At 47.8% G+C, this 23951-nt stretch carries 17 protein-coding genes; 2 read left to right on the top strand and 15 right to left on the bottom strand.

All coding sequences use genetic code 11. From position 1 onward, the window contains the following. Positions 1 to 62: 62 nt before the first annotated feature. The 15 genes from BJR36_RS07855 to BJR36_RS07925 form a co-directional block, all read right to left on the bottom strand. Positions 63 to 2462 (bottom strand): glycoside hydrolase family 3 C-terminal domain-containing protein, encoded by a 2400-nt coding sequence (locus tag BJR36_RS07855; RefSeq protein ID WP_091232425.1) that lies wholly within the window; start codon positions 2460 to 2462, stop codon positions 63 to 65. Positions 2463 to 2773: 311 nt separating this feature from the next. Then, on the bottom strand, positions 2774 to 5674 hold the full coding sequence (locus BJR36_RS07860) for a glycoside hydrolase family 3 N-terminal domain-containing protein (RefSeq protein ID WP_091232428.1): 2901 nt from the start codon (positions 5672 to 5674) through the stop codon (positions 2774 to 2776). Positions 5675 to 5818: 144 nt separating this feature from the next. Continuing rightward, positions 5819 to 7213 carry an ATP-binding protein gene (locus BJR36_RS07865; protein ID WP_091232431.1) on the bottom strand — a complete coding sequence of 465 codons (1395 nt, stop codon included), beginning with the start codon at positions 7211 to 7213 and terminating at the stop codon, positions 5819 to 5821. Beyond that, positions 7213 to 7920: a LytR/AlgR family response regulator transcription factor gene (locus tag BJR36_RS07870; protein ID WP_091232434.1), complete on the bottom strand. Its 708-nt coding sequence runs from the start codon at positions 7918 to 7920 to the stop codon at positions 7213 to 7215. The genes BJR36_RS07865 and BJR36_RS07870 overlap by 1 nt, the downstream gene beginning before the upstream one ends. A gap of 109 nt (positions 7921 to 8029) precedes the next feature. Then, on the bottom strand, positions 8030 to 9484 hold the full coding sequence (locus BJR36_RS07875; protein WP_091232437.1) for a family 43 glycosylhydrolase: 1455 nt from the start codon (positions 9482 to 9484) through the stop codon (positions 8030 to 8032). A 209-nt stretch (positions 9485 to 9693) separates the two neighbouring features. Beyond that, positions 9694 to 10005 carry a putative DNA binding domain-containing protein gene (locus BJR36_RS07880; protein ID WP_091232442.1) on the bottom strand — a complete coding sequence of 104 codons (312 nt, stop codon included), beginning with the start codon at positions 10003 to 10005 and terminating at the stop codon, positions 9694 to 9696. Between the two features lie 362 nt (positions 10006 to 10367). Continuing rightward, a complete protein-coding gene (locus BJR36_RS07885) occupies positions 10368 to 10595 on the bottom strand; it encodes an HPr family phosphocarrier protein (RefSeq protein ID WP_091232445.1) in 228 nt (75 codons plus the stop codon). Positions 10596 to 10662: 67 nt separating this feature from the next. After that, positions 10663 to 11688 carry a glycosyltransferase family 2 protein gene (locus tag BJR36_RS07890; protein ID WP_091232447.1) on the bottom strand — a complete coding sequence of 342 codons (1026 nt, stop codon included), beginning with the start codon at positions 11686 to 11688 and terminating at the stop codon, positions 10663 to 10665. 4 nt (positions 11689 to 11692) lie between these two features. Continuing rightward, positions 11693 to 12316: a hypothetical protein gene (locus BJR36_RS07895; protein WP_091232450.1), complete on the bottom strand. Its 624-nt coding sequence runs from the start codon at positions 12314 to 12316 to the stop codon at positions 11693 to 11695. Beyond that, entirely contained in the window at positions 12298 to 14760 is a 2463-nt protein-coding gene (locus tag BJR36_RS07900) for a glycoside hydrolase family 3 C-terminal domain-containing protein (protein WP_091232453.1), read from the bottom strand. The genes BJR36_RS07895 and BJR36_RS07900 overlap by 19 nt, the downstream gene beginning before the upstream one ends. Positions 14761 to 15326: 566 nt before the next feature. Beyond that, the gene (locus tag BJR36_RS07905; protein ID WP_242875499.1) at positions 15327 to 15998 is read right to left on the bottom strand and encodes a putative immunity protein; all 672 of its coding nucleotides are present in this window, start codon (positions 15996 to 15998) and stop codon (positions 15327 to 15329) included. Positions 15999 to 16074: 76 nt separating this feature from the next. Then, on the bottom strand, positions 16075 to 17049 hold the full coding sequence (locus BJR36_RS07910; RefSeq protein ID WP_091232459.1) for a Gfo/Idh/MocA family protein: 975 nt from the start codon (positions 17047 to 17049) through the stop codon (positions 16075 to 16077). A gap of 254 nt (positions 17050 to 17303) precedes the next feature. After that, the gene (locus BJR36_RS07915; protein ID WP_091232463.1) at positions 17304 to 17891 is read right to left on the bottom strand and encodes a helix-turn-helix domain-containing protein; all 588 of its coding nucleotides are present in this window, start codon (positions 17889 to 17891) and stop codon (positions 17304 to 17306) included. A 120-nt stretch (positions 17892 to 18011) separates the two neighbouring features. Beyond that, positions 18012 to 19139 carry a calcium/sodium antiporter gene (locus tag BJR36_RS07920; RefSeq protein WP_169823629.1) on the bottom strand — a complete coding sequence of 376 codons (1128 nt, stop codon included), beginning with the start codon at positions 19137 to 19139 and terminating at the stop codon, positions 18012 to 18014. A 422-nt stretch (positions 19140 to 19561) separates the two neighbouring features. Then, the gene (locus tag BJR36_RS07925; RefSeq protein ID WP_091232466.1) at positions 19562 to 21163 is read right to left on the bottom strand and encodes a potassium/proton antiporter; all 1602 of its coding nucleotides are present in this window, start codon (positions 21161 to 21163) and stop codon (positions 19562 to 19564) included. 341 nt (positions 21164 to 21504) lie between these two features. Between BJR36_RS07925 and BJR36_RS07930 the strand changes: the two genes are divergently transcribed. Beyond that, positions 21505 to 23202: a LytS/YhcK type 5TM receptor domain-containing protein gene (locus tag BJR36_RS07930; protein WP_091232468.1), complete on the top strand. Its 1698-nt coding sequence runs from the start codon at positions 21505 to 21507 to the stop codon at positions 23200 to 23202. Further along, the gene (locus BJR36_RS07935) at positions 23202 to 23924 is read left to right on the top strand and encodes a LytR/AlgR family response regulator transcription factor (RefSeq protein ID WP_091232470.1); all 723 of its coding nucleotides are present in this window, start codon (positions 23202 to 23204) and stop codon (positions 23922 to 23924) included. The genes BJR36_RS07930 and BJR36_RS07935 overlap by 1 nt, the downstream gene beginning before the upstream one ends. Positions 23925 to 23951: the final 27 nt, after the last annotated feature.

Consider the following 23951-nt stretch of genomic DNA (forward strand, 5'->3'; position numbering starts at 1 on the left):
CTGGCCCGTTATTCCTACCAGTCCTGTCATTTCTTCCAGTCCTGTCATTTCTTCCAGTCCCGTTATTTCTTCCTGTTCCTGAAAAATCCTCTGATCAGGTTTTTCATCCCCCTGAAGAAATGTCCGTTCACGACCTCAAGCAGCGCCTCCGCCATCTCCATGCTGACCATTCCGCCCGTCATCTTGGCGATTCCGCGGAAAGGCATGTTATAAATGAACAGGACGTTCAGATTCGGATTTCCTTTTTGCATGCTGCGGTTTTTGATGCCTGTCAGTATCCGGCATACCAGTCTGGCCAGCCCGCTTTTTGCGTAATACATCTGGCAGAAGGCGTCGTTGATTTCCAGGAGGCCGTCTTTATTCCATCTGCTGTCTGGGATCGGATGTCCAAGCAGCTTTTCGAATTCAGAATCCGGCACCTGCCTGATGTCGTGATTGTAGTAGGATGGAAGCTCTTCCCTGCTATATGGAAGCGGGGCTCCGGTTCCTTCCACTTTCACTTCGGCCGTCAGCCTGATGTCCCTGACGTTTGCGCCAGCCATGATCTCGTAGGTTCCGGCTTCCACTTCCCAGCTTCCGGTGCCGCTGTTGTAATAGCGGAATGCTTTGTCGTCCAGTTCGATTGTCACTGTTTTTGTTTCCTTCGCCTTCAGGAATACCTTCCTGAAGCCTTTCAGTTCCTTTGCAGGGCGGAACAGCATGCTGTCTTTTGCCGCGATGTAGATCTGCACCACTTCCGCGCCATCCATCTCTCCGGTGTTCGTCACCTTGAGGCTGACCTGTGTCCTGTCGGCTTTTATATCTGAGTAGGCAAATGTCGTGTAGCTGAGCCCGAATCCAAAGGGGAACAGCACCGGAATATCCGCGCTTTCATAATAGCGGTATCCCACATAGAGGCCTTCCCGGTATTCGGCTGTTTTTTCTTCTCCAGGATAATACCGGAAGGCAGGCGTATCCTCGTATTTTACAGGGTAGGTTTCGCTGAGTCTTCCGGATGGGCAGACCTTTCCCGTAAGGATGTTCAGTACTGCCACTGCTCCTGCCTGGCCGGAAAGGTATCCGTGGACGACTGCTTTCGCTTTTGAGATCCATGGCATTTCCACGGCGGCTCCTGCGGACATCACTACGATGATATTCGGATTCACCGCTGCCACTGCCTCGAAGACCTCAATCTGGTTTTTCGCCATCTGCATGTGGGCACGGTCCATTCCTTCTGATTCTGCAAGCTCGTCAAGGCCCAGATAGAGCAGTACCGCATCTGCGTTCTTTGCCAGTTCGGCTGCCCGCTGCTTCAGAACCTCATCTGGTTTTCCATTTCTCTGAAAGCCCTGTTCATATCCGGTCATCACAAGGCTGCTTTTTTCAATTGCTTCCAGGGGCGTTTCCAATTTTGTCGGATTTACCACACTCGAGCCGGCGCCCTGGTAGCGGGGCGTTTTTGCAAAGTCTCCGATGACTGCAACTTTTGTTCCCGCCTTCAGTGGGAGAGTCTTCCCATCGTTTTTCAGGAGTACGACGGACTCTTCCGCTGCTTTTTCTGCCATGGTGTGATGCTTTTCCACATCGAAGGGCTGGTTTTTCTTCTCTTTGGTCGCCTCACAGGTCTCAAAGAGAACGCTTAACAGCTCATCTATTCGTTTATCTAAAAGTTCTTCACTTAATGTTCCATTTTCAACTGCTTTGACCAGTTCCCGTATGCCGTCCATTCCGCTGGCTGGCATTTCCAGATGGCTTCCGTTTTTCACGCCCTCTGCATGGCTGTTGCTTCCGCCCCAGTCGGACACGACAAATCCGTCAAAGCCCCATTCGTCCACAAGTATCTCCTGGAGAAGGTGCGCGTTTTCATTTGCATAGACTCCGTTGACCTTGTTGTAGGCAGACATGATGGATTTTGCTTTTCCTTCTTTTACCGCTATCTCAAATCCTGTTGTATAGATTTCCCGCAATGTCCGTTCATCCACTACGGAATCATTGGACATCCTTCTAAGTTCCTGGCTGTTTGCCGCAAAATGTTTCGGACAGGCAACCACACCCTGGCTCTGGATGCCGCGGATATATCCTGCTGCCATCTTCCCAGATAAATAAGGATCCTCGCTGAAATATTCAAAATTCCTTCCGCAGAGGGGGCTTCTCTTGATATTCAGGCCCGGTCCAAGAAGCACGTTTACGCTCTGTGCAAGGGCTTCTGTTCCAAGATGGACGCCTATCTCTTCCCCGAGCTCCGGATTCCAGCTGTTTGCAATTGCCGCTGCTGTGGGAAAGCAGGTTGCGGGCAGGCTGGCGTTTAATCCTAAATGATCTGCATCTCCTGCCTGTTTCCTGAGGCCGTGAGGTCCGTCAGATAATGTGATGGAAGGGATTCCAAGCCGTTCGATATCTACAGTCTGCCAGAAATCTTTTCCGGACAGCAGGCTTGCCTTTTCCTCCAGTGTCATTTGCTTTATTAGTGATTCGTATTTCATTTGCTCTACCTCATAAACACCGAAGAATGATCGAGTTGACTATTCAGGACTGCGTCCTGCATAGTTACAGATGATGCACACAAATTGCAAAATCAGCAATTTGGCGCATGCATGTCTCGGGTTTTTATGCAAATTCAGCATAAAAACACCTCGCGGGACAGGCCCTCTGAATAGTTACTGATCAAATTCTCTTTCACATGCTTTTAAATATTCCAGCACCGCAGGTAACTTGCTGCGATGCTGGAATGATTAATTGTAACTGTTTCTGTCCACAGCTGACTACGAGGGATGCAGTCATGAATGGTCTTTTTTTAGTTTTCTTCTGCTATTCTTCCGCTTGGAGCAATGATGCTGTCCGCATCCGCTTTCCTGCGCTTGTACCCTTTTACTACCACAAACAGTTCAAGAGAAACAAGGAGTCCCACGATCAGGATATCTGCACCTGCAAGCATAATCTTCCACTGTGGAATCTTGCTGCTTTCCGCGATTGCCGCTGCGCTGTAAGCGCGGCTGTTGACAACCGTGAACATGATGTTCTTGCATGCCTGACGCATTGCGATTACGGAGGTAGCGCTTGTATCGTCTACATAGTTCGTCTTTGCATCATAGTTTGCAAGACAGATGTCATTTCCGTTTCTGATCAGCTGATCAGCGTCCTGGTATCCGTATACGCCGTAGTAGTCAGTCAGTACGAATCCCTGGAATCCCCATTCATCACGGAGAACTGATTTCAGGAGGGCGCTGGATGCACCTGCATAGGTGGTTCCGATGTAGTTGAAGGAAGACATGACTGCCATAGCGCCGCCTTCTTTTACTGCCATTTCAAAAGGTTTCAGATAGATTTCACGGATTGCCTGTTCGTTTGACCATGTACAGAGCATGCTCAGACGGTTGGTTTCCTGGTCATTGAGTGCAAAATGTTTCATGTAAGCATATACGCCGTGTTCCGCTGCGCCTGCGATTGCCTGCGAAGCAATCTCGCCGCTTAAAAGTCCATCTTCTGAATAGTATTCAAAGTTTCTTCCTGCAAAAGCGGAACGGTGGATGTTCATAGCTGGTGCATACCATCCGGATACGCCCATTTCATCTGCCATTGTTCCGATGCTGTCACCGAACTGTGCTGCAATGTCTTTGTTCCATGTTGATGCGATCATAACTGCGGATGGGAATCCGATGGATCCTACTCCGGTGAAGTTGTTGTTGATGGAAGCTGGTCCGTCGCAGTCGATTGTGGAGACCTTTCCAACGGAATCTGCTGCTGCAGTCTGGTATCCACCTAATGCGATCATGGTCTTCATTTCATCGATTGTAAGCTGGTCTAACAGTTTATCCCAGTTTGCATCATCAAATTCTGCATCGCGCATATCTGCGAGAGAGAGGCCGTTGTCTGCGCCTGTTACAGGCATTTCGTCGGCATCGTTGTTGTAATCTGCCGGATCATAGTTCGAGTTGTTTACGAAGGTATCTTTATATTCCTGCGCAAGAGTCAGGGATGGTGCTGCAGTCGCTTCTGCATAGTTTGCAAATCCGTTGGCACGTGATAAGTAGGTTGCATCGCCTGCTGCATTGTCAAACTGGTTTTCAGCAGCCACTTCGTCAGTGGAACGCTGATTGCTTTCGTCATAAACTATCTTTTCTTCTACTGTGTAGGTTTTTGAATCGATTGCAGTGTGTGAATCTGCGTTGATGGAGACCGTATAGTCGCCTGCATCCAGCACGTAGCATCCTTCACCGGCTGCGTCGTAGGAAGCCATGTCTTCAGCCGCGAACGTAACAGTGATTGTCTGGGATGCCCCAGCCTCTAACATATCTGTCTTTTCAAATGCAACAAGATTTGCCGTTGCTTTTTCGATTCCGCCATCCGTGTATGGAGGATTGTAATATACTTCTACCACATCCTTGCCGGCAACAGAACCTGTATTGGTGACTGTCACGTCGAACGTGATGTTTCCGTCTGCATCTTCTTTCATCTCTCCCATTTCCTGTGTAAAGGAAGTATAGGAAAGGCCGTGTCCGAAAGGATATAATACTGCTTCGTCATAATTGATCAGGCCTTCTGCCGCTGCCGTCTCATAGAAACGGTATCCCACATAAATGCCTTCTGTGTAGTTTACGAAAGTCGGTAAGGTCGGAGCTCCGAACGCATTTCCTTCGAACTCGCTCATGTTGTCATATACTAAATTTCCAAAGTTGTTATAGGTTGGAGCTGCTGTCAGATCTGACACGAAGGTATCTGCGGCTTTACCGGATGGATTTACGGTACCATTCACGATGTCGCCTAAAGCGTTAAAGCCTGACTGTCCTGTACCCGGACACCAGATGAGACCTTTGATCTGGCTGTATTCCTTCACGAAATTCAGTTCCATGGCATTCGCGCCGTTGTATACGACTACGACGTTGTCGAAATTGCTGCAGACAAGGTCGATCATGTCTTTTTCGCTCTGGCTCAGTTCAAGGTAATGAGCGCCATCAGGAAATTCTTTGTAATCTTCCGTATTATCTGTGAATGTGATTGCATCCATATCAGTCGGGAGGTCTGCACCTTCACCGCCGACTCTTGTGATGACTACCATTGCTGTGTCTGAAAATGATTTTGCATTTTCCATCAGCTCAGCCGGATAGGTGTCTGCCGCTGGTTCCGGAAGTGTCCAGTCCTGTGCGAACATGCTTACGACCGGACGGTCCGCACGGTAAGTGGTATAAAAATCCGATATTTCCTTGTTTAAGCTGTATCCTGCATTTTCAAGTCCCTGCAGTAACGAAACTGTAGGATATGCATCTGATAAGGCTCCTGATCCTGTTCCGCCGTAGCATGGATTCGTGGAAGCCCATCCGAATACGTTCAGTTTGGTGGTATCCTGTATCGGTAAAATGTTGTCTTTATTTTCCAGAAGAACAATTCCCTCTTCGGCAACCGTTTCACACAGTGCTTCTGCTTCTGCTGAAGTTTCTTCTGTAATCGTTCCGTTCCCCATTGCGAGAGATACGATCGTCGACATAGGTCCGAGAACGACTGCGTTTATCGTAATGACCAGTCCCAATAAGATGGCAATACCTGCCTGTGTTCTTACCACATATTTCTTGTGTTTCTGCATTTTCCTGCAAACAACCATTGCAACGATTGCTGCTACCAACACGACGGCAAAAAATATCAGCTGTGGTTTACAGTTATTTAAGATATTCATTACGTCTGCAATATTAATATTCAACATTTTTTCATTTCCTCCTTATTTGTGCATCTGAAATCCTCCGGCGCCTTGAAAGAATTCCTTAAGATGTATCTATCATAATACAAAAACAACAGCTTGCGCCACGTGTGACACAACCTGTTGTTTATTTAGCATTTTTTGAACATTTTATGTGTTTGAATCTTCTTTTTTGTGCATATTGTATGTTTTTTCATTTGCCGTTTTGTTGATATTGCCTAACGTTTTTCCCTTGTCCTGCCTGGGAATTGGAAGCAGTATCCTAAGGACAAACCAGTTGTCTTCCGTATTGATGGTCATGGTTCCGCCATATTTCCTGGTAATCATGTCAATGCTCTTGAGGCCGTATCCGTGATAGTCCTTGTTCTTTTTTGTCGTATCCGGAAGCCCCTGCTCCAGCACCGGCAGCTCCGCGCTGTAGTTCTCGAACCGTATCATGGCCAGCTGGCCTTTCCTGTAGACAGCAGTCTTGACGAGACGCTTCTCGATGTCTTCCTGCTTTTCCACGCTTTCGATTGCATTGTCAAGGGCATTCCCGAAGACAGAGCAGATATCCACCGTGTCCATGAATTTCAGCACCGTTCCGTCCGCCACGCAGGTGAAATTGATGTTGTTCATGGTGCAGTATGCGCTTTTCATGGTCAGCAGGATGTCCAGCACATGGTTCCCCGTCTTGAATTCCGATTCGTACAGCTTGATCCTGTTCTCCATCTCCAGCAGGTAATGGTCCCGTTTCTCAAGGTCCGTCTCCTGGCGGATCGCGATGATCTGGTGCTTCAGGTCGTGGTATTTCTGATTCAGCACCTCGATGTTGTTTCGGGACATCTCGTACTGGTTATACTGTCTGAGCAGCATCTCATTGATCGCTTCCATCTCATAGGCCAGCTGGCGCTTCTGCCGCTCGTCCTGCTGGGAGTAGAGAAGCAGGACGCCGCACAGGTCCACCAGGGTGCGGATGTAGAAAATCTCCTGCAGGTTCGTCCCGCTGAAGGGGGTGTTGATGTTCACAAAGCTGATGTTGCTGAACATGAAGATGGTCAGGGCAATGATCGTCGTGCTGACCAGCTCCGTGGATTTTACCCCGAGGCCCTTGTCATGGGGCAGCTTCCTGATTTCAAGCAGGTAGTCCCCCAGGAAGATCGCTCCGTAGATGACCAGGCAGAACAGGTTTCTCCGCCAGTTATCCCGGGGCATTCCCTGGTTCACAAAAAAGCTGTAGATCTGCCATTCCAGGGCAGCCGCAAACTCGGCAAGCACGAATATCCTCGCGCAGCAGAAGCCGATGTCTGCCTTCGGTATGTCGCAGGTCGTATATAGATAGAAAAACATGGAAGCCACTGCAAGCATCATGACCGGTATCCAGAACACGATGGGCGCATTGCCGGTCAGGCCCAGCAGCATGCCCTGCAGCAGAAGCCAGAAGCCCGCGATGACAGCCAGCTTCCCGTTTCCGACCTTCCTTTTCAGGGACAGGATATAGATCGTGCAGGCCCCCCATTCCGCCAGCGCCGTATAAAGGCGGGGAATCTCCTCGGTCAGGTACATCAACGTCCACCTCCCACGTAATCCGCCACGGCATCGATGAACTGCTTTTTCCTTGGACGTGAAATCTGCAGCTCCTCGCCATTGACGATCACATTATTCTGGACTACCCCGTCCACATAGCGGAGATTGACCAGGTAGCAGTTGTTGCACCGGACGAACTTATATTCCGCAAGCATCTGCTCCACATTTTTCATGGAATCCCTGGTGCTGTAGGAATCGCTGGTGGTATGGACGATGATCTGGTGGCGCTTGCTTTCCACATAGACGATCTCTTCCACATTAAGCCGCAGCATGCCGCTTTCGACCCGGATATAGAAGTATGCCTTTTTCCTGGTCTTCACATAGCTGATTGCTTTGTGGATCTCCTGGGAAAAGGCGAAGTAGCTGACCGGCTTCAGCAGGTAGTTCATCGCCTGGACCTCGTAGCCCTTCAGGGCGTACTGGGCCATATTCGTGATGAAGATCAGGATGACATCGGAATCCATCTTCCTGATCAGCTCTGCCGCGCGCATGCCGTCCATGAAACGCATCTCGATGTCCAGAATGATGATGTCATATTCTGCCTTATACTCTTCTGCGATGTCCGCCCCGTCCGTAAAGGTGGTGATTTTCAGTTTCTCATTATATTCTTCCTGATATCTGTCCGTATACTCACGCAATGTCATCCTGCTTTTTTCGTCATCATCAACAATGGCTATATGTACCATCTTCGTTCCCCCGTCTTATGATTTCTAAATGGTGGCTGAAAGCTGTTCTCAAATAGTTGTATCATAACTTTTCGGTGGGGTTTTGTCAAGGTGGGGGTGGGCTTTGGAATCACTTCCCTGCTAAACCAAAAGCAAAAAAATCAATCCTCCCCCGCCCGGAAACCTTAAAATAGAGCGCCTTTTTCCCCTGTCCAATCTCCAAGGCTCCCACAAAAGTCCTGATCCTTCTGCCCTTGACCTCAAATGGAATACGTGCGTTGATGCTTCTGAACTCCCGGTCTTCTGATACCAGCATTTCTCCCGTTCCCTTTCCACGTATCTGTATGCTGATCTCATCTGCACCTGTCATTTGGAAGTACTTGAAGCCTGTGGCTGATCCATTCCTCATGTTGGCGATATATTGTGCCGGATAACTGTCCCTTCGTTCCCTTCCATCCTGCGTGAAATACGGATGCTTCCAGTATTTCAGCCATGGCAGTTTCACATCATATCTTCCTGTCCCCGACTCTGCCCACAGGCTGCATGCCGTCCTTGCCTCATACACACCCAGGCCTGCCAGGGGTTTCCCGTTCAGTCCGCTGCTGGTCATCTCCGCCTGTCTGAAGCTGCCATCTTCATTTTTCTGCAACGCTTCCGCGCAGGCCTGCCTTGAATAGGAGTGCCGGTTTGTATGCCTGTGATAAAAGATATAATACTGCCCATCGAGCTTCAGCATGCCGCCATGGTTATTGCCGATATAGTTGGATGCCCTGTTTTCATCCCTGTTGTCTTCCAGAAACAGATCCCCGTTGCTGACCAGCGTGCCGCCAAAACGGAATCCTTCCGTCGGTTTCTCGCTGACCGCATAGCACAGCTCATGATTGTGCCTTGATGAATATACAAAATAATACAGCCCGTCGTATTTTCGTATGGAACTGGCTTCAAAAAACTCATGCCCAAAAAATGCACCTTCTCCCGACTTTGGGAACAGCAGTTTTTCCGGCTCCCTGATGGTGACCATGTCCTGCTCCAGCTCAAGGACATATCCTCCCCCTGACTGAAGCCTGCGAAATCCCGTCATAACTGCGGGAACCGGGTGGCTGAATCCCGAATACAGATAGATCCTCCCATCATCGTCCGTCAGCACACCCGGATCAAAGGGAAAGGAATCTCCATTTTTCCGTCCCCATAGTCTCCCATCGGCATGCCGGACATGCCCCAGAAACCGGAAGCTCCCATTCGGTGTGTCGCAGACCGCAACCCCCATGATCCCAATAAAATCCAGGGCATAATACAGATAGTACCTTCCATCGGCGCCCTGCACCACATCCGGCGCAAACAGCAGACGCAGCCCCAGAAGGTTTTTCGGATCCTGGCTTTTCCTAAAAATGACGCCTTCGTATTTCCAGTCGCTCAGGTCGCTGACCGGCGCCGACCAGCACACGTAATCGTTCATGCAGAACATGGGGGCTCCAAACCGGTCATGGGACCCATAGACGTACAGCCGGCCGTCAAAGATATAGGGCTCCCCGTCCGGAATATATTCGTAGCCTGGTAAATACGGATTAAAGATCTGTCTGTTCATTTGATTGCTTCCCTTTCTATCTGTTTTTCCTGACTATAGCATACCTGTGCCGGGATTTATCACGGTGGGCACAACCTGATGATTGGGACGCATAATCTGCAAATCATTCTACTACTTATTTCATACGCAATAAACGCACGCATGCGTTTATGACGCATTTTTCGTGCATCATATGTGACTATGAAGGACGTAGTCCTGAATAGTTACATTTATTTTATTAACTCGTATCTTGCAGATCTTCCCTTACCTATTAGAATAAACTTTTTCTTTTCCGCCAGTCTTTTCAATACTCGATACGCCTGGCTATCACTTATATTTAAAAGTTCTCTTACATTATCTCTTGTAACACTTCCCTGCTGTTTTGCAAGCTTTAAAACCAATTCTTCATATTTCAGCCTGTCAATTCCTGTTTGCCTTACATAACCCACAGAATTATCCTGTTCTCTATATACCTTTGCACTTAAAATATATACTCTTGCCTTGCCATTTCCGTTTGCTTCAACAAGTCCACTTTCAATCAATTTTTCGACATTCGCTTTTAAATTCTATCGTTAGTGTTTCTTTCTCTGGTATTGTTCTCATCTAAACACCTCTATAATTGCGCTTTAACACATCTCGTGTCTTTGTTCAATACTTTAAACGCACGCGTGCGTTATCTTTGCTTTTTAAATTCCAAATATAGTAAAGAGACATGTAAAGCAGCACAGCGGTACCTGGTACCATAACTCATTTCCTAAAAAGGAGATACAACAGATTGAGCCAACATTTACCTTCCGGAAAATGCTGGCTCAATCTTTATAGTCCTGTATCTTGTATATTACCTTTTCTATGTCCTGAAATGGATATCAAAAATTTTTACGAAATTGCTAATCCTTCTGTTCTTTTAACAGCAGTACTTTGAAATCCTCTCCATCAATGCATCTGCCTTATCTGCATGCACCACCAGTTCCACATTGGAAGAACCCTGAAGGGTAATTACGCCCATCAATGATTTCGCATCTACAAAATATCTTCCGCAACGCAGATCGCAATGATAATCGAATTTATTGATCGCTTCTACAAACTGTATGATTTGTTCCATTCCTGAAAAACGCACTGGTATTCTCTGCATTCCTACTCTCCTTTCCCTGTTCACTCTGTGAACATCTACCTTTCTTTTTATCCCGTCAGCACTTCTATTAATTGAACCCAACCGCCATCCTCGCCAACCGGTATGCCGCCTCCGCTATCTTTCTCCCGCTTCTCCCCGGCAGATTCATGGTCTGTCCAAGGACGCCTAATTTTAAGATATAGTAGGTCCTGGCGTCTTTCTGCTTCAGGTATTCCCATAATTCCTGCTTTTTCTTCAGGTTCTCTTCTGTTCCTGAACGGATCAGCATAATGGAGGAGACCGCCATGATGATTTCCAGATAATTTCTCATATAACGGCGCAGCTTCCTGTTTTCCCGCAGTATGAAATATGCTGATTTATATTCATTGATCATAAGCGAATTTACCCTGAGCTGCTGGTCGATCCGTGAAATCATAACCTTTTCATTTACGGACTGGTCTTCCCGGCCGATATAGTAGCGGTAGAAATCCACATTGAGATAGTATATGGTCTTGACATGGGGCAGGGGCTGGTAGACAAAAATATTGTCCACATAGAAGGTGTGTCCGGGCAGCTCCAGGTTGCATTCCCGCAACAGTCTGGTCCGGAAAATCACGGAATGCATGAGAATGTAACGGCCTTTTCGCAGGAACTTTACATCCTCCCAGGTGAAAATCCGGTTTTGCGGGAATACGCCCCTGTAATTCATGACTTTCCTTCGTTTTGCGCCTTCTTTTTCGTATACGAAATTGCTCAGCAGCATATCCAGAGGCTCACGCTCCACTGCCAGCTCCATCAGCGTCTTCAGAATCTCCCGGAAGGCCGAGATGCATACCCAGTCGTCGCTGTCGACCACCTTGAAATATAGTCCCGTGGCGTTGCGGATGCCGGTATTAACGGCCTCGCCGTGCCCGCCGTTTTCCTGATGGATCGCCTTGATGATGGTGGGATATCTGCGGGCAAATTCATCTGCGATTTCTCCGGTCCTGTCTTTGGAGCCGTCGTCTACGATTATGATTTCGACCTTTTCTCCCCCTGTCAGCAGGGAATGGATGCAGTTCGCCATATACGCTTCCGAGTTATAACAGGGGATTACGATGGATAATAGTTTCATACTGTCACCTTGCTTTTTCTTCTGATTTTTCATTGAATATGATTTTTAAAATCGGGAAAAATACCCAGAACGAAATGATACAGTTGATGAACATTGTCACAATATCTGCCAATGCTGTTCCCAGTGATGTTCCGAATGCTCCCATCAGGAATGTATAGATCGGCGTCTTATACAGACCCTGCATCGCTGATGCTCCCACGGAAATCAGGAGCCATGCCACGAAATACCAGAATGCCGCTTTCCCGATTCCTGTCTTGGACTTGAAGGTCACATTCCTCTGCAGGAAGAAATTGATTACCTGTGCAATGAACAGGGTGATCTCCACAGCCAGGAAATAGGCCAGGCCGCCTCCGCCTCCGCCGGCAATCGCCCCGGAGCCGTAGTCGAAAATATAATAGGCGCTTCCATCCAGATTCTGTCCTACCGGCCAGATCTGGAAATTCGTGCTCACCAGAGGGGTGAATCCGAATATGTATTTGAGAAGCGGCATCATGATCATCTGGAGCACGGTCACCCCGTTGCTGATAATAAAAAATACCAGAAACTGTGCAATTGCCGGGTGCTTATCTTTCAGGCCGTTCCACTTTCTTACAATAGCCCTCTGCTGTTTTACGATTGAGTCATCCATTTGTTATCCTCCTGTTCCTTTCCCGCATCTTTCATTTTCTGCGAGAGCTCTTTGTTCGCCTTCGTTAATCTTCTTTTCGCACCAATCAGATTGGCCAGGCCTCTGAAGAAATGCCCGTTGACAATCTCCAGTATGCCCTCCACCATCTCCATGCTGATCGCGCCGCCGGTCATTTTTGCAAGCCCCCTGAACGGCATGTTGTAGATGAACAGAATGTTCAGGTTCGGTTTCCCTTTTGCCTCGCTCCTGTCCTTTATGATTGTCATGATCCGGCATGCAAATCTTGCAAGCGGACTCTTTGCATCATACATCTGGCAGATCGCATCATTGATATCCAGAATGCCATTCGAATTCCAGCTGCCATCAGGTATTTCATGTCCTAACAGCTTCTCATATTCGGCATCTTCCACATTCCGGATAGTACCGGAAAAATAAGCGGTCAGATCTGTCCTGAGATCCGGAACCTCGCCTGCCGTTCCCTCTGCAGTGACCTGGGCCTCAAGCCTGATATCCTGCACGCTGGCCCCGACCAGGACCTTATAGCTTCCGGCCTCTACTTCCCAGGTATTCGTACTGGTATTGAAGTAGCGGAAAGCCTTGTCGTCCAATGGAATCGTGACTCTTCTGCTTTCTCCCGCCCTCAGGAACACCTTCCGGAATCCCTTCAGTTCCTTTGCCGGCCTGTAGATTTTCTGAGAATCCGCGGATATGTAAAGCTGGGCGATTTCGGCTCCGCTGCAGCTTCCGGTGTTTGCAAGGGTAAAGGATACCGCCTTGTCTGCCGCCTCTATATCGGAATAGGCAAACTGCGTATAGCTCAGGCCAAACCCGAACGGAAACAGTACCGGTATGCCGGCTGTCTCATAATACCGGTAACCCACATACAGCCCTTCCCTGTACTCCGTGCTTCTTTCCCGGCCCGGATAATAATTGTATGCCGGGGTATCTTCATACCGCAGGGGATAGGTCTCGTTCAGCTTTCCACTTGGGCACACCTTTCCGGTGATTACATCCAGCATTGCGCCTGCTCCTGCCTGCCCGCCCAGATAACCATGCAGCACCGCTTTCACGGAACCGATCCAGGGCATTTCCACTGCGGAACCGGCTGACATGATCACGATAATGTTTTCATTTACCTCTGCAACCGCCTCCAATAAATCTGTCTGGTTCTTCGGCATCTTCATGTGGATCCTGTCCATGCCTTCCGATTCGCTGATTTCGTCAAGTCCGATATACAGCAGGACTGCCTGGGCACTTTTGGCCAGATTCACCGCTTCTTCAAGCAGGCCAGGATTTGTCTTTCCTGTTCTTTCATATCCTTTTGCATATCCGGCATAACTGATGTTATATCCGCCGATCAGCTGGAGAGTCGTATCCAGTTTTGTCGGATTTACCACAGAAGATCCCGCTCCCTGATAGCGCGGCGTCTCTGCAAAATCACCTATGACCGCCGTTGATACCTTTCCGTCCAGGGGAAGGATCTGATCCGCATTCTTCAGCAGCACGATGCTTTCGGCTGCCGCCCTTTTCGCTGCCTCATGATGCTTCTTCATATCGAATTTCTCAGGCCTTTTCTCCATATGGGTGTCAAAAACGACCTGCAGCAGTTCGTCAAGCCTTTCATTCAGAATGCTTTCTTCCAGTGTCCCGTTTTTGACGGCGTCGATGATTTCCTTCGCTCCTGCTGCGCTGGTGGACGGCATCTCAAGCTGGCTTCCGTTCTTCACGCCCAGGGCATGGTCATTGCTGGCTCCCCAGTCCGAAACCACAAAGCCGTCGAATCCCCATTCATCCACCAGGATCTCCCGCAGCAGATGGCTGTTTTCATTTGCGTAGACGCCATTGATCTGGTTATAGGAAGACATGATGGACTTTGCCTTTCCTTCCTTCACAGCGATTTCAAAGCCCGTCGTATAAATCTCACGGAACGTCCGTTCATCTATGACGGAATCGCTTGCCATCCTTCTCAGCTCCTGGCTGTTCACGGCAAAATGCTTCGGGCATGCCGCCACTTTCTGGCTCTGGATTCCCCTTACATATCCTGCTGCCATCTTTCCTGCCAGGTACGGATCTTCGCTGAAGTATTCGAAATTCCTTCCGCAGAGAGGGCTCCTTTTGATATTCAGCCCCGGTCCGAGCAGGACCTGCACATCCTGCACCACAGCCTCTTCTCCCAGGCATCTCCCGATCTCTTCTCCCAGGTCTTCATCCCAGCTGTTTGCAATGGTTGCCGCCGTTGGAAAGCAGGTAGCCGGAAGGCTTCCGTTCAATCCCAGATGATCCGCAGCCCCTGCCTGACGTCTGAGGCCATGAGGGCCATCCGACAGGAACATGGATGGAATCCCATATTTTTCATAGCCTACCGTCTGCCAGGTACCTTTTCCCGACATCATGAACGCCTTTTCTTCCAGTGTCATTTTTTCGATTATACTTTGATATTTCATAATCCACACCTTTCACACCACCCGAACATGATTCCTTTTCCGGATGCTTCACCGTTTCTATTTTTTTTGACTGAATGTCACCGTTTTTCTCTCCATAAACTTATCACAAATGCAGTCCTGTTTTTCATTTCTGACATAACTGGTCGATTTTTTAACGTATCTTGTCAAATAACTGTTCAGGACCTCTGTCTCGGGAGGTGTTTTTTATATCATAGGACAAACTTTCCTGAGATAAAAAGAGACTGCGGACGGGATTTCATAAAATCCGTCCGCAGTCTCTTCTGCATCTATTGTTATTATTGTAACTATTCAGGACTACGACCTTCTTCTCGCAATAACCGTTTCATCATTTTTCACCGTTTCATCATTTTTCACCCTTCGCTCATGCGAACCATTTCATACAAACTTTCCAGTACGTTCACTTAATTTTCAAAATACGTTCATAGTTTTAACACATTCCATGGATATAATAAAAACATCAAAAAGAACACAAACTTTCCAAACAAATGACAATTACATGATTCGTTCATTTTTCATATATTCTTTTTCATAATAGCCGGCAGGATTCATTCCTGCCGGCTACTCCTTTTTCCGGGCCGCCTTTTCTCATTCAGCACCTTTTCCTTGTTCGGCCGCGCATCGTCCAACAGGAACTTTGCCCAACAGACCTGGATCTTGTCGATATTTTCCTGCCAGTACAGCAGCCGGTCATAGTAGTACCGGAGCTTCTCCTCCACGGCAGACTCATATGATTCCAGCCCGGCACGTAATACGACGGCAGTCAGTTCATAGAACACCAGGCCCAGGGCATGTGTTTCCACATGGACAGTTGCGGAGGCATGCCCGACCGCGTGCGCCAGGGCGATATCCGCTCTGTCCTCCATCTCTTTCGCGGCAGCATGGGCATCCAGGATCGCCCTCCTGGCCTCCGGCATCTTTACGTTTCCCCTGGCCCATGCTTCGGCCAGTTCAAGCGCCCTTCCCGGTCTGGCCTCATCCGGATATCTCTCTTTCAGCATTTCGATGGGGGCGCGGACGCAGTCGAATGCCCACATCACAAGGGTCCTGTGCTTCTGCATTTCGATCAGGCGTATCAGCTCCTGAAGGCATTCGCTGTCCCTGGAAAACAGGATCTGGTTCCCTTTTTTGTATTTCTGTTCGATTGACGATTTCATGTCCCTGGTCATTTTTCTCACCTGCCTCCGTCTGGTACCTACCCGTCTGGTACCTGACACCATTAAAAAAAGTTTATGGTGTCAGGTACCAATGTCCCATTCATACACCTTAAACAGTTTCCGGGGTTTCTGCAGGTTTTCAATGAACCTGTTTACCATGTATCTGGCCCATGACCTCCTCAAATATCCTGGCCGCAGCGGCATTATCTTTGTGCGGCATGATTTTGCTCTCTGTCTTCCCATCCCTGAAAAGCTCCGCAAAATGCTGGATCTCATAGCAGAATCCATCTTCAAATTCGGATTCGAAGGTTTCGCACAGCTGGTTGCTCTTGTCGTAAAGCTCCGTTTTTCTGGATCCCAGGAAATCATAGACCACCACGTATCCGTTATCACCATAGACACATGCGTCCCTGTTCGTTTCCGCGCGCAGGCCGCAGCTTAACGTTGCCAGGGCTCCGCTTTCAAATCTCATCACCATGGCCACGTAGTCGTCCACGCCGGTCTCGCACAGAGTTGCTGCCGCCTTGACTTCCACCGGATTTTCGCCCAGGATTCCGGTAGTAAATTCAATCGGATAGATACCGGCGTCATAAAGGCTTCCTCCTGCAGTATCCGGATTATAGAGACGGTGCTTCGGATCGAACGGAAAATTGAAGCAGAACGACGCCTGCACAAGCCTGACACTTCCAATTCTGCCCCCGGCAATCCAATCCTTCGCTTTTTGGAAGGTCGGGATGAACCTGGACCACATGGCCTCCATCAGCAGCACGCCGTTCTCTTTCGCCAGTTCCGTAACCTCCATTGCCTGCTGCTCCGTCAGGACCATCGGCTTTTCGCACAATACGCCTTTTTTATGCTCGATACAGAGCTTTATCAGTTCGTAATGGCGGTCATGCGTCTGGGCAATGTAGACCACATCTACGGAAGGTTCTGCCGCCAGTGCCGCATAATTCCCGAAATGCTTTTCCACCCCATATTCATCCGCGAACTGCCTTGACCTGTCTTCATCCGAAGATGCGACTGCTGTAAGTTCGACCCCTTCCAGGGTCTTCATCACCTTTGCAAACCGGTGTGCAATTCCTCCAAGTCCCATAATACCGAATTTTATTTTCATTCTCGTACACCCTTTCTCTCTTTTCCTTAAGATACGTTCTGCGGCAATTACCACTCTTTTTCATTATAGCACAAGATATTTTTTGTGAGTGTATCGAAACTGAAATCATGAAAACCCGGGGCCTGCAGGATATAAACAGCCGCCAAAGATAGGCCGCCACGTTAAAATTGAGGCATGCACGCCCGAATAACAGGTATGCATGCCTCAACAGTATCATATAGCTCTGCTTATTTGCCGGCTCTGACAACGATCCGTCAGACTAATTTTCGAAACAACCCATGTTCCGTACAGAAGACATACATCATCCCATGTCCTGATTTCCTGAAGCGGACCTCCGCATTCTGCTCCGGGTACAATCTGTTCACATAGAGCTTGTCACAGGTCACATAAGCCACAAACGAAATAAAGTGGCCTTTATGCATATCATGCTTCAGATGGACATAATATTCGTTGTCCACTGTCTCTACCGTCAGCTCATGATCCTCTTCCTGCATTTTCTTTGGTTCCAATTCCCGTAAGTTCTTGCCGCAGCAGGAAAGGCTTACTTCACCTGTGCTTGCAATCATATTCCCGCAATTCGGACACGCATAGAATTTCGTCTTTTTCATATTTCCTCCATCCATATCATTCAGATTCAGATCCCCTGAGAGGAGTTCTTTCACATTTATTCCTAATAGATCAGCCAGTTCGTTTAACAGCACAACATCCGGGCAACCAAGTCCTCTTTCCCATTTTGACACCGCTTTATCGCTGACATTCAGCTGTTCTGCCAGCTGCTTCTGGGTCATTTTCTTTTCTTTCCTGATTTTAGAAATCAGGTCTCCTGTTTTACTGCAGTCCATCTTTATTCACCTCATGGAAAGTATATCAGATTATAGGAGAATTACAATAAACGTTCCGTAGAGTTTGTCTGTTCATGGTTCGTTCACTGTTCATTGGTACCTGACACCATAAATTTTTGTTTATGGTGTCAGGTACCTGCTAACTTTTATCGCCATATAAATGATGTAGTAACTGATAAAGACAAATCCCGTTCTCTTGGAAACTTTTCCATACAGATATGTCGGTACCATAAGCAGAACAGATGCTCCAATCATGGCAAGCATATCAAAGAAGATATCCGGACCTGCCACCCTGATTGGATGCAGAAGCCCGCTGACTCCCAGCACAAACAGGATATTTAAAATATTGCTTCCAATAATATTGCCAACTGCAATATCCTCTTTCTTTTTTAGCGCAGCGACCAGGCAGGCAACCAATTCTGGCAGGGATGTGCCGAAGGCTATCACAGTCAGCCCGATAAACTCTTCGCTCCATCCCAGAGAATGTGCGATTTTCACCGCACTGTTTACCGCAAAAATAGCTCCGCCCACTAATCCCGCAAGACCCAGAAAAAACAAGACCGCTTGCTTTTTCATGGATTCTGCTTTCTCTTCCTCTGCCTGTTCCGGTACTCTTATCTCTTCCGGCACCCTTACCTCTTCAGCCACCCTTATCTCTTCCGGCACCCTTACCTCTTCCGGCACATCATCCGAAGTTTCAACCAAAACCTCCTGATCTTCAAGGTACTCAAATACGTCATCCTCAAATACCGTATCAGGTTTCTCATGTTCCGATGCCTGGTTTGTTTTTACCGCAATGTAGCCCACAAACAGAAACATTCCTGCCAGCAGGATCGCCGACTCGAGTCTGGACAATGTACCTGAAGTCACTATCATAATAGCCAGCACTGTCTGAATAAGCACAGACAGCAGAAGTTCCCTTCTCGGCACCCGGGAATCCACTTCAATTGGAAAGATCAGCGCTGTCAATCCAAGTATAACAGTAATATTTACAATGCTGCTTCCCATCACATCTCCCAGGGTAAGCAGGTTTGTTCCCTGGATTCCCGAAAATATTCCAATCGCCGCTTCTGGCGCACTGGTGCCCATTGCGACGATGAACAACCCTACGACAAAATCGGGGACCTTTAATATTTTTGCGATCCTGGATGCTGCGCTGATCATGATATCTGCTCCCTTGACCAAAACCAGCAATCCAGCTGCCAATGTCAGATATATGGTTATCAATTGCTTCCACCTTCCTTTCATGATGGTCCAAGTGTTCGGACAATTCAGTAAAGCTGTCACGCAATAATACCCTCTCTATTCAGCCACTCTATGGGACTGCTCATCAATATCCCTTAATTATCTACTATTTTACCATGAAAACGAAAATCTCTCATCTGGAAAACAGCGCAAAAAAAGAATGCAACTTATAGAATAGAAGTATCAAAAGCACATCTTAAACCTCGGCTTCGTCAATTTGCACATTCGCCAGCTATCACGCAGTGATGCAAAACATGATTCAATGAGCAGCTTTATGAAGACGTTGGTACTTGGGCCGCGTATTGTGCGGCCCAAGTACCACTACGTCTTCATCTAAGCGATGTTCATGGTACCTTTCATGGTACCTGACACCATAAATTTGGTACCAAATTTGTCTTTGTTTATGGTGTCAGGTACCAAATTTGTCAGGTACCAAATTTGTTCATTACCAGCACGTCTCCGGCCTGAATTCTTGTGGGCCCTTTCGGAATAATAATCTGCTCTCCGCGTTTTATCATGATGACGATCTGGCCAGGATTTGGGGAAAATTCCGAAATCATTTTCCCGATCCAGCGGTTTCCTGTCCTGATCGGCAGTTCAACCAGATGGACTTCGGTTTTCTGATCGAAAGACAGGGCACTCAATATGGCAACATCATTTTCCTGCAAGACGGAGCTTCCGTTGGGGACCAGCGTCTCGTTGTTACGGATGATCATAGCCAGAAGCGTATCCGGTGGAAATACGATTTCCTTGAGCTTCCTACCCTTCCACTGATGCTTCTCTCCTATTTCAAGCCGGATAAACTGCACCTGCGTTTCCTCAGAATAATCGTTGAAGGTCTTAAGGACATCTGTATTCTCATCAATCATATCCAGCTTACTGGCCATAAATGGAAGCAGCGTTCCCTGGAACGCAATGGACAGAAGCACGATAAAAAATACGATATGGAAGATATCATGATTCGTACTGGCCGGATCCACCACCGTCATAATTGCGAATACGATAGAGGCGGCACCTCTGAGTCCTGCAAATGACATGAACAGCATATGCTTCATCCTGCTCTTTGCTGGAAACAGGATCAGGAATATGGATGCCGGTCTTGCCACAAACGTCAGAAACAGGAATATGGCAATGGCTGTTTTCAGCACTGACGGAAGCTGGGAAGGAAATGCAAGAAGGCCCAGCAGGAAGAAGATGAGCATCTGCATAATTCCAGTTACCCCGTCAAAAAAATGAATGAAAGCCTGCTTATTTTTTATATTGGAATTTCCCAGAATGATCCCTACAATGTAAGCGCTCAGATATCCGTTTCCACCTATTAGGCCTGGCACGGCGTAGGCCAGAACAGCTATGGCAAATACAAAAACAGCGTCAAACCCCTCTGTCGCGAATTGAAAGCGACGGAGTATGAAGACAGCTGCTGCCGCGATTCCAACGCCTATGACAGCACCGTAGACCAGCTGGGCAAATACCGTGTACAGAATCGGTCCGGCGCTGGCCTGCCCATTCATGACAGAAAGCACGATGACCGTCATCATGTAGGAGCCTGGGTCATTGCTTCCACTTTCGATTTCCAACATGGATGCCGTGTTGTACTTCAGGTTCATCCTTTTTGACCGGAGTATGGAGAAAACGGAAGCCGCATCTGTCGAACTGATGACAGAGCCGATCAGAAGGCTCTCAAGAAATCCGATATGAAGCACGAAATGGCAGAACAGGCCTGTGAGGCCGGCCGTTGCCGCCACTCCTATGGTTGAAAGAAGGATTGATTTTACCGCCACTGGTCTGGCCTCGTTCCAGTTGGTGCCAAACCCGCCATAGAACATGATGAAAATCAGGGCTATGGAACAGATCTGTTCGGCAGCCCGGAAATCATCAAAAGGAATTTTGACCAGACCGTCCGACCCGAACAGCATTCCCAGAAGAATAAATGCAAAAAGGGTCGGAATCCCGATTTTACTTGATATTTTATTGAACAGAATGCAGATTATGATTATGACTGCGGTTATGAAAAGATAGATTGACATGTTTCCCTCCTTTAGTCTTATTTGTTTATATATCCTACTTACATTGTATGATATATGGGATGTTGAGTCAAGGATGCGGGCTTTATGATGTCAGGTACCGCTATTTGTTTAGTACCTTTTCATGGTACCTGACACCATAAATTTTTGTTTATGGTGTCAGGTACCATGAATGGATATCGAAAAAGGAGTGCACTTGATTCCCGCATCATCTTCATGTATAGTGAAAAGGCAGGGAATCTGGAAGCGTTTTTTACCATTTGAAGCCTTCAAAGATTGCTTGATTTTCCCCCGGATAGCATAATACAAATAAAGATTCTTTTTCGAAAGGCAGGATCCTCTAAATGGATATCGGAATTTTCAAAGGTGTAATATTTAACATTGGCATGCTCGTTCTGATTGCACAGATTCTTGGCAGGATGCGCATCGTCAAAAAATTCGTGGTGCGCCAGAAACATACGCTCCGCGAGAATATGATCATGATTCTCATCTTCGGAACCATCAGCATTCTCTCCACCCACATGGGGATCAGCGTCCACGATGCCCTTGCCAATACCAGGGTAATCGGTGTTATGGCAGCCGGGTTTATCGGCGGCCCTGTCGTCGGAATCAGCACGGCAATCATCGCCTCTATCCACCGGTACCTGATAGACATCAACGGGTTTACTGCTTTTGCATGCGCCATCTCGACCTTGGCGGAAGGCATAATTGCCGTTTCATTTACCGGCTATGTCAAAAAAACGAAATACCAGGAATCCGACCTGTTCCTGCTAACCTTTATTGCCGAAATCCTTCAGATGGTCATCATCCTGCTGATTGCAAAACCATACTCCCATGCATTGGAACTGGTGCGCGCTATCGCAGGCCCGATGATTCTTTTCAATTCTATCGGCATGGTCCTGTTTGTAGGCGTATTCAAAAACATAATCCTGGAGCAAGAGTATGAAATCGGCAAAAAGGTCGGGCTTATATTTGATATTACAAAGAAATGCCTGCCCATCCTGCAGACCGGCCTGTATGATCAGGACAGCTGCCGCAGCATCAGCAAAATCATCCTGGAATCCACGAAGGATCTGGGCATCATTTTTACAGATACAGCGGAAATCCTCAGCTCCGAGGGCAAACATCTGATGTACATCCCCCGCCACCACGAAATCCCCGAACTGGCACGCCGAACGATCTGCAGCGGAAGCGTGTGCATCGCCGAAGAGACGGCACCTGGCGATATCCTGTCGAAGGCATTTCAAAAATCAGTCGCCATAGCCGCGCCTCTTCGAAAGAACGACAAGGTTTTCGGATGCATGATTATTTTTACAAATAAATATAAGATTTCCCTTCATTCAGATATCGAATTCGCCGACGGCCTCAGCAAGTTTCTTTCCATCCAGCTTGAACTATCCCAGATCGAGAAGCAGCAGAGGCTTTTGGAAAAGGCTGAATTTCAGGCACTGCAGTCTCAGATCAATCCGCATTTCATCTTCAATTCCCTGAATACGATCAGTGCTTTCTGCAGGGAAAAACCTGGCAAAGCCAGGGAACTCCTGATTGCACTTGCGACCTATTTCCGCAATTCCATTCAGACACAGGATGGTTTCGTAAGCATTTATGACGAGCTTGACTATGTGGAAGCCTACCTTCAGCTGGAGAAAGCACGGTTTGAAGACAGGCTTCAGATTATTACGGAAATACCGGAATCCCTGGACTGCCAGCTGCCCTGCCTGATTCTGCAGCCGGTCGTCGAAAACGCCGTCAAGCACGGGGCGATGAAGCGGAAACAGGGAACCATAAGCATAACCGCTGAAGAACAGGAAGATACCGTAATTATTTCCGTCTCAGACAACGGCCTCGGAATACCGGAAGACCTTCTCCTTCACCTGAAAGCCAATACCATGGACTGCAGGAAAATCGGATTGTCCAATGTGGAAAGACGCCTGCGCTATATTTACGGCAGAGGGCTGGATATTTCCTCAACACCGGAGGGTACGACGGTCCGTCTGCACATTCCCGTGAGAAAAAACAGCTTAAGATTGGAGGAATTTTAATGAAAGTCGCAATCATAGATGATGAAAAGCCGGCACGAAGCGAACTCAGCTACCTGATCAGGGAAGCTGCTCCCGAAGCCATCATAACAGAGATAGAAAATGGCGAAACCGCACTCGAAATACTGTCCAATGAACGTTTCGACCTTCTCTGCATCGATATCAATCTCGGAGATATCAGCGGAACCGTTCTGGCTGCTACGGCCAGGAAGATTCTACCTGATGCGGAAATCGTATTCGCCACTGCCTATAATAATTATGCAGAAAAAGCCTTTGAGATAGATGCCATTTACTATCTGCTAAAACCCTTTTCTGCAAAAAAGGTAACGCAGATGCTTGACAAGTACAGCAGGAAGAAGCAGGCTCATTCTGCAGAGGCATCCTGCTGCCTTACCTCTAAAATCCCAGTCACCGTTGACAAGAAAATCCTCCTCCTCGACATTTCCGAAATCGTCTATATTGAGTCACAGAACCGGATATGCATCATCCATACCAGATCAGGGGAATACAGGGACTGCACCACCCTCTCCTGCTACGAGGACAAACTTTCTACCAGCGGTTTCTTCCGCATCCAGAAAAGTTACCTGATCAACATGAAATACGCTTCTGAGATATATCCCTGGTTCAACGGAACCTTCTGCGTGAAAATGGCCGGATTTGAAACAGCAAACCTTCCCGTCAGCAGAACCCAGATCAAAACTCTCAAAAAACTATTCGGGATTTGATGTCTCCACTTCTGCATTTCGCACGGT

Source organism: Anaerobium acetethylicum, from assembly GCF_900096945.1.
In the GTDB taxonomy this organism is placed as follows: Bacteria; Bacillota; Clostridia; order Lachnospirales; family Lachnospiraceae; genus Anaerobium; species Anaerobium acetethylicum.

Bases quoted from the DNA above. Each gene is read 5' to 3' on its own strand.
- BJR36_RS07920 (WP_169823629.1), bottom strand. From the start codon at position 19,139: ATGAAAGGAAGGTGGAAGCAATTGATAACCATATATCTGACATTGGCA.
- BJR36_RS07875 (WP_091232437.1), bottom strand. From the start codon at position 9,484: ATGAACAGACAGATCTTTAATCCGTATTTACCAGGCTACGAATATATT.
- BJR36_RS07860 (WP_091232428.1), bottom strand. From the start codon at position 5,674: ATGTTGAATATTAATATTGCAGACGTAATGAATATCTTAAATAACTGT.
- BJR36_RS07935 (WP_091232470.1), top strand. From the start codon at position 23,202: ATGAAAGTCGCAATCATAGATGATGAAAAGCCGGCACGAAGCGAACTC.
- BJR36_RS07885 (WP_091232445.1), bottom strand. From the start codon at position 10,595: ATGCAGAGAATACCAGTGCGTTTTTCAGGAATGGAACAAATCATACAG.
- BJR36_RS07865 (WP_091232431.1), bottom strand. From the start codon at position 7,213: ATGTACCTGACCGAGGAGATTCCCCGCCTTTATACGGCGCTGGCGGAA.
- BJR36_RS07915 (WP_091232463.1), bottom strand. From the start codon at position 17,891: ATGGACTGCAGTAAAACAGGAGACCTGATTTCTAAAATCAGGAAAGAA.
- BJR36_RS07930 (WP_091232468.1), top strand. From the start codon at position 21,505: ATGGATATCGGAATTTTCAAAGGTGTAATATTTAACATTGGCATGCTC.
- BJR36_RS07900 (WP_091232453.1), bottom strand. From the start codon at position 14,760: ATGAAATATCAAAGTATAATCGAAAAAATGACACTGGAAGAAAAGGCG.
- BJR36_RS07905 (WP_242875499.1), bottom strand. From the start codon at position 15,998: ATGGTGTCAGGTACCAGACGGGTAGGTACCAGACGGAGGCAGGTGAGA.
- BJR36_RS07925 (WP_091232466.1), bottom strand. From the start codon at position 21,163: ATGTCAATCTATCTTTTCATAACCGCAGTCATAATCATAATCTGCATT.
- BJR36_RS07895 (WP_091232450.1), bottom strand. From the start codon at position 12,316: ATGGATGACTCAATCGTAAAACAGCAGAGGGCTATTGTAAGAAAGTGG.
- BJR36_RS07890 (WP_091232447.1), bottom strand. From the start codon at position 11,688: ATGAAACTATTATCCATCGTAATCCCCTGTTATAACTCGGAAGCGTAT.
- BJR36_RS07855 (WP_091232425.1), bottom strand. From the start codon at position 2,462: ATGAAATACGAATCACTAATAAAGCAAATGACACTGGAGGAAAAGGCA.
- BJR36_RS07870 (WP_091232434.1), bottom strand. From the start codon at position 7,920: ATGGTACATATAGCCATTGTTGATGATGACGAAAAAAGCAGGATGACA.
- BJR36_RS07910 (WP_091232459.1), bottom strand. From the start codon at position 17,049: ATGAAAATAAAATTCGGTATTATGGGACTTGGAGGAATTGCACACCGG.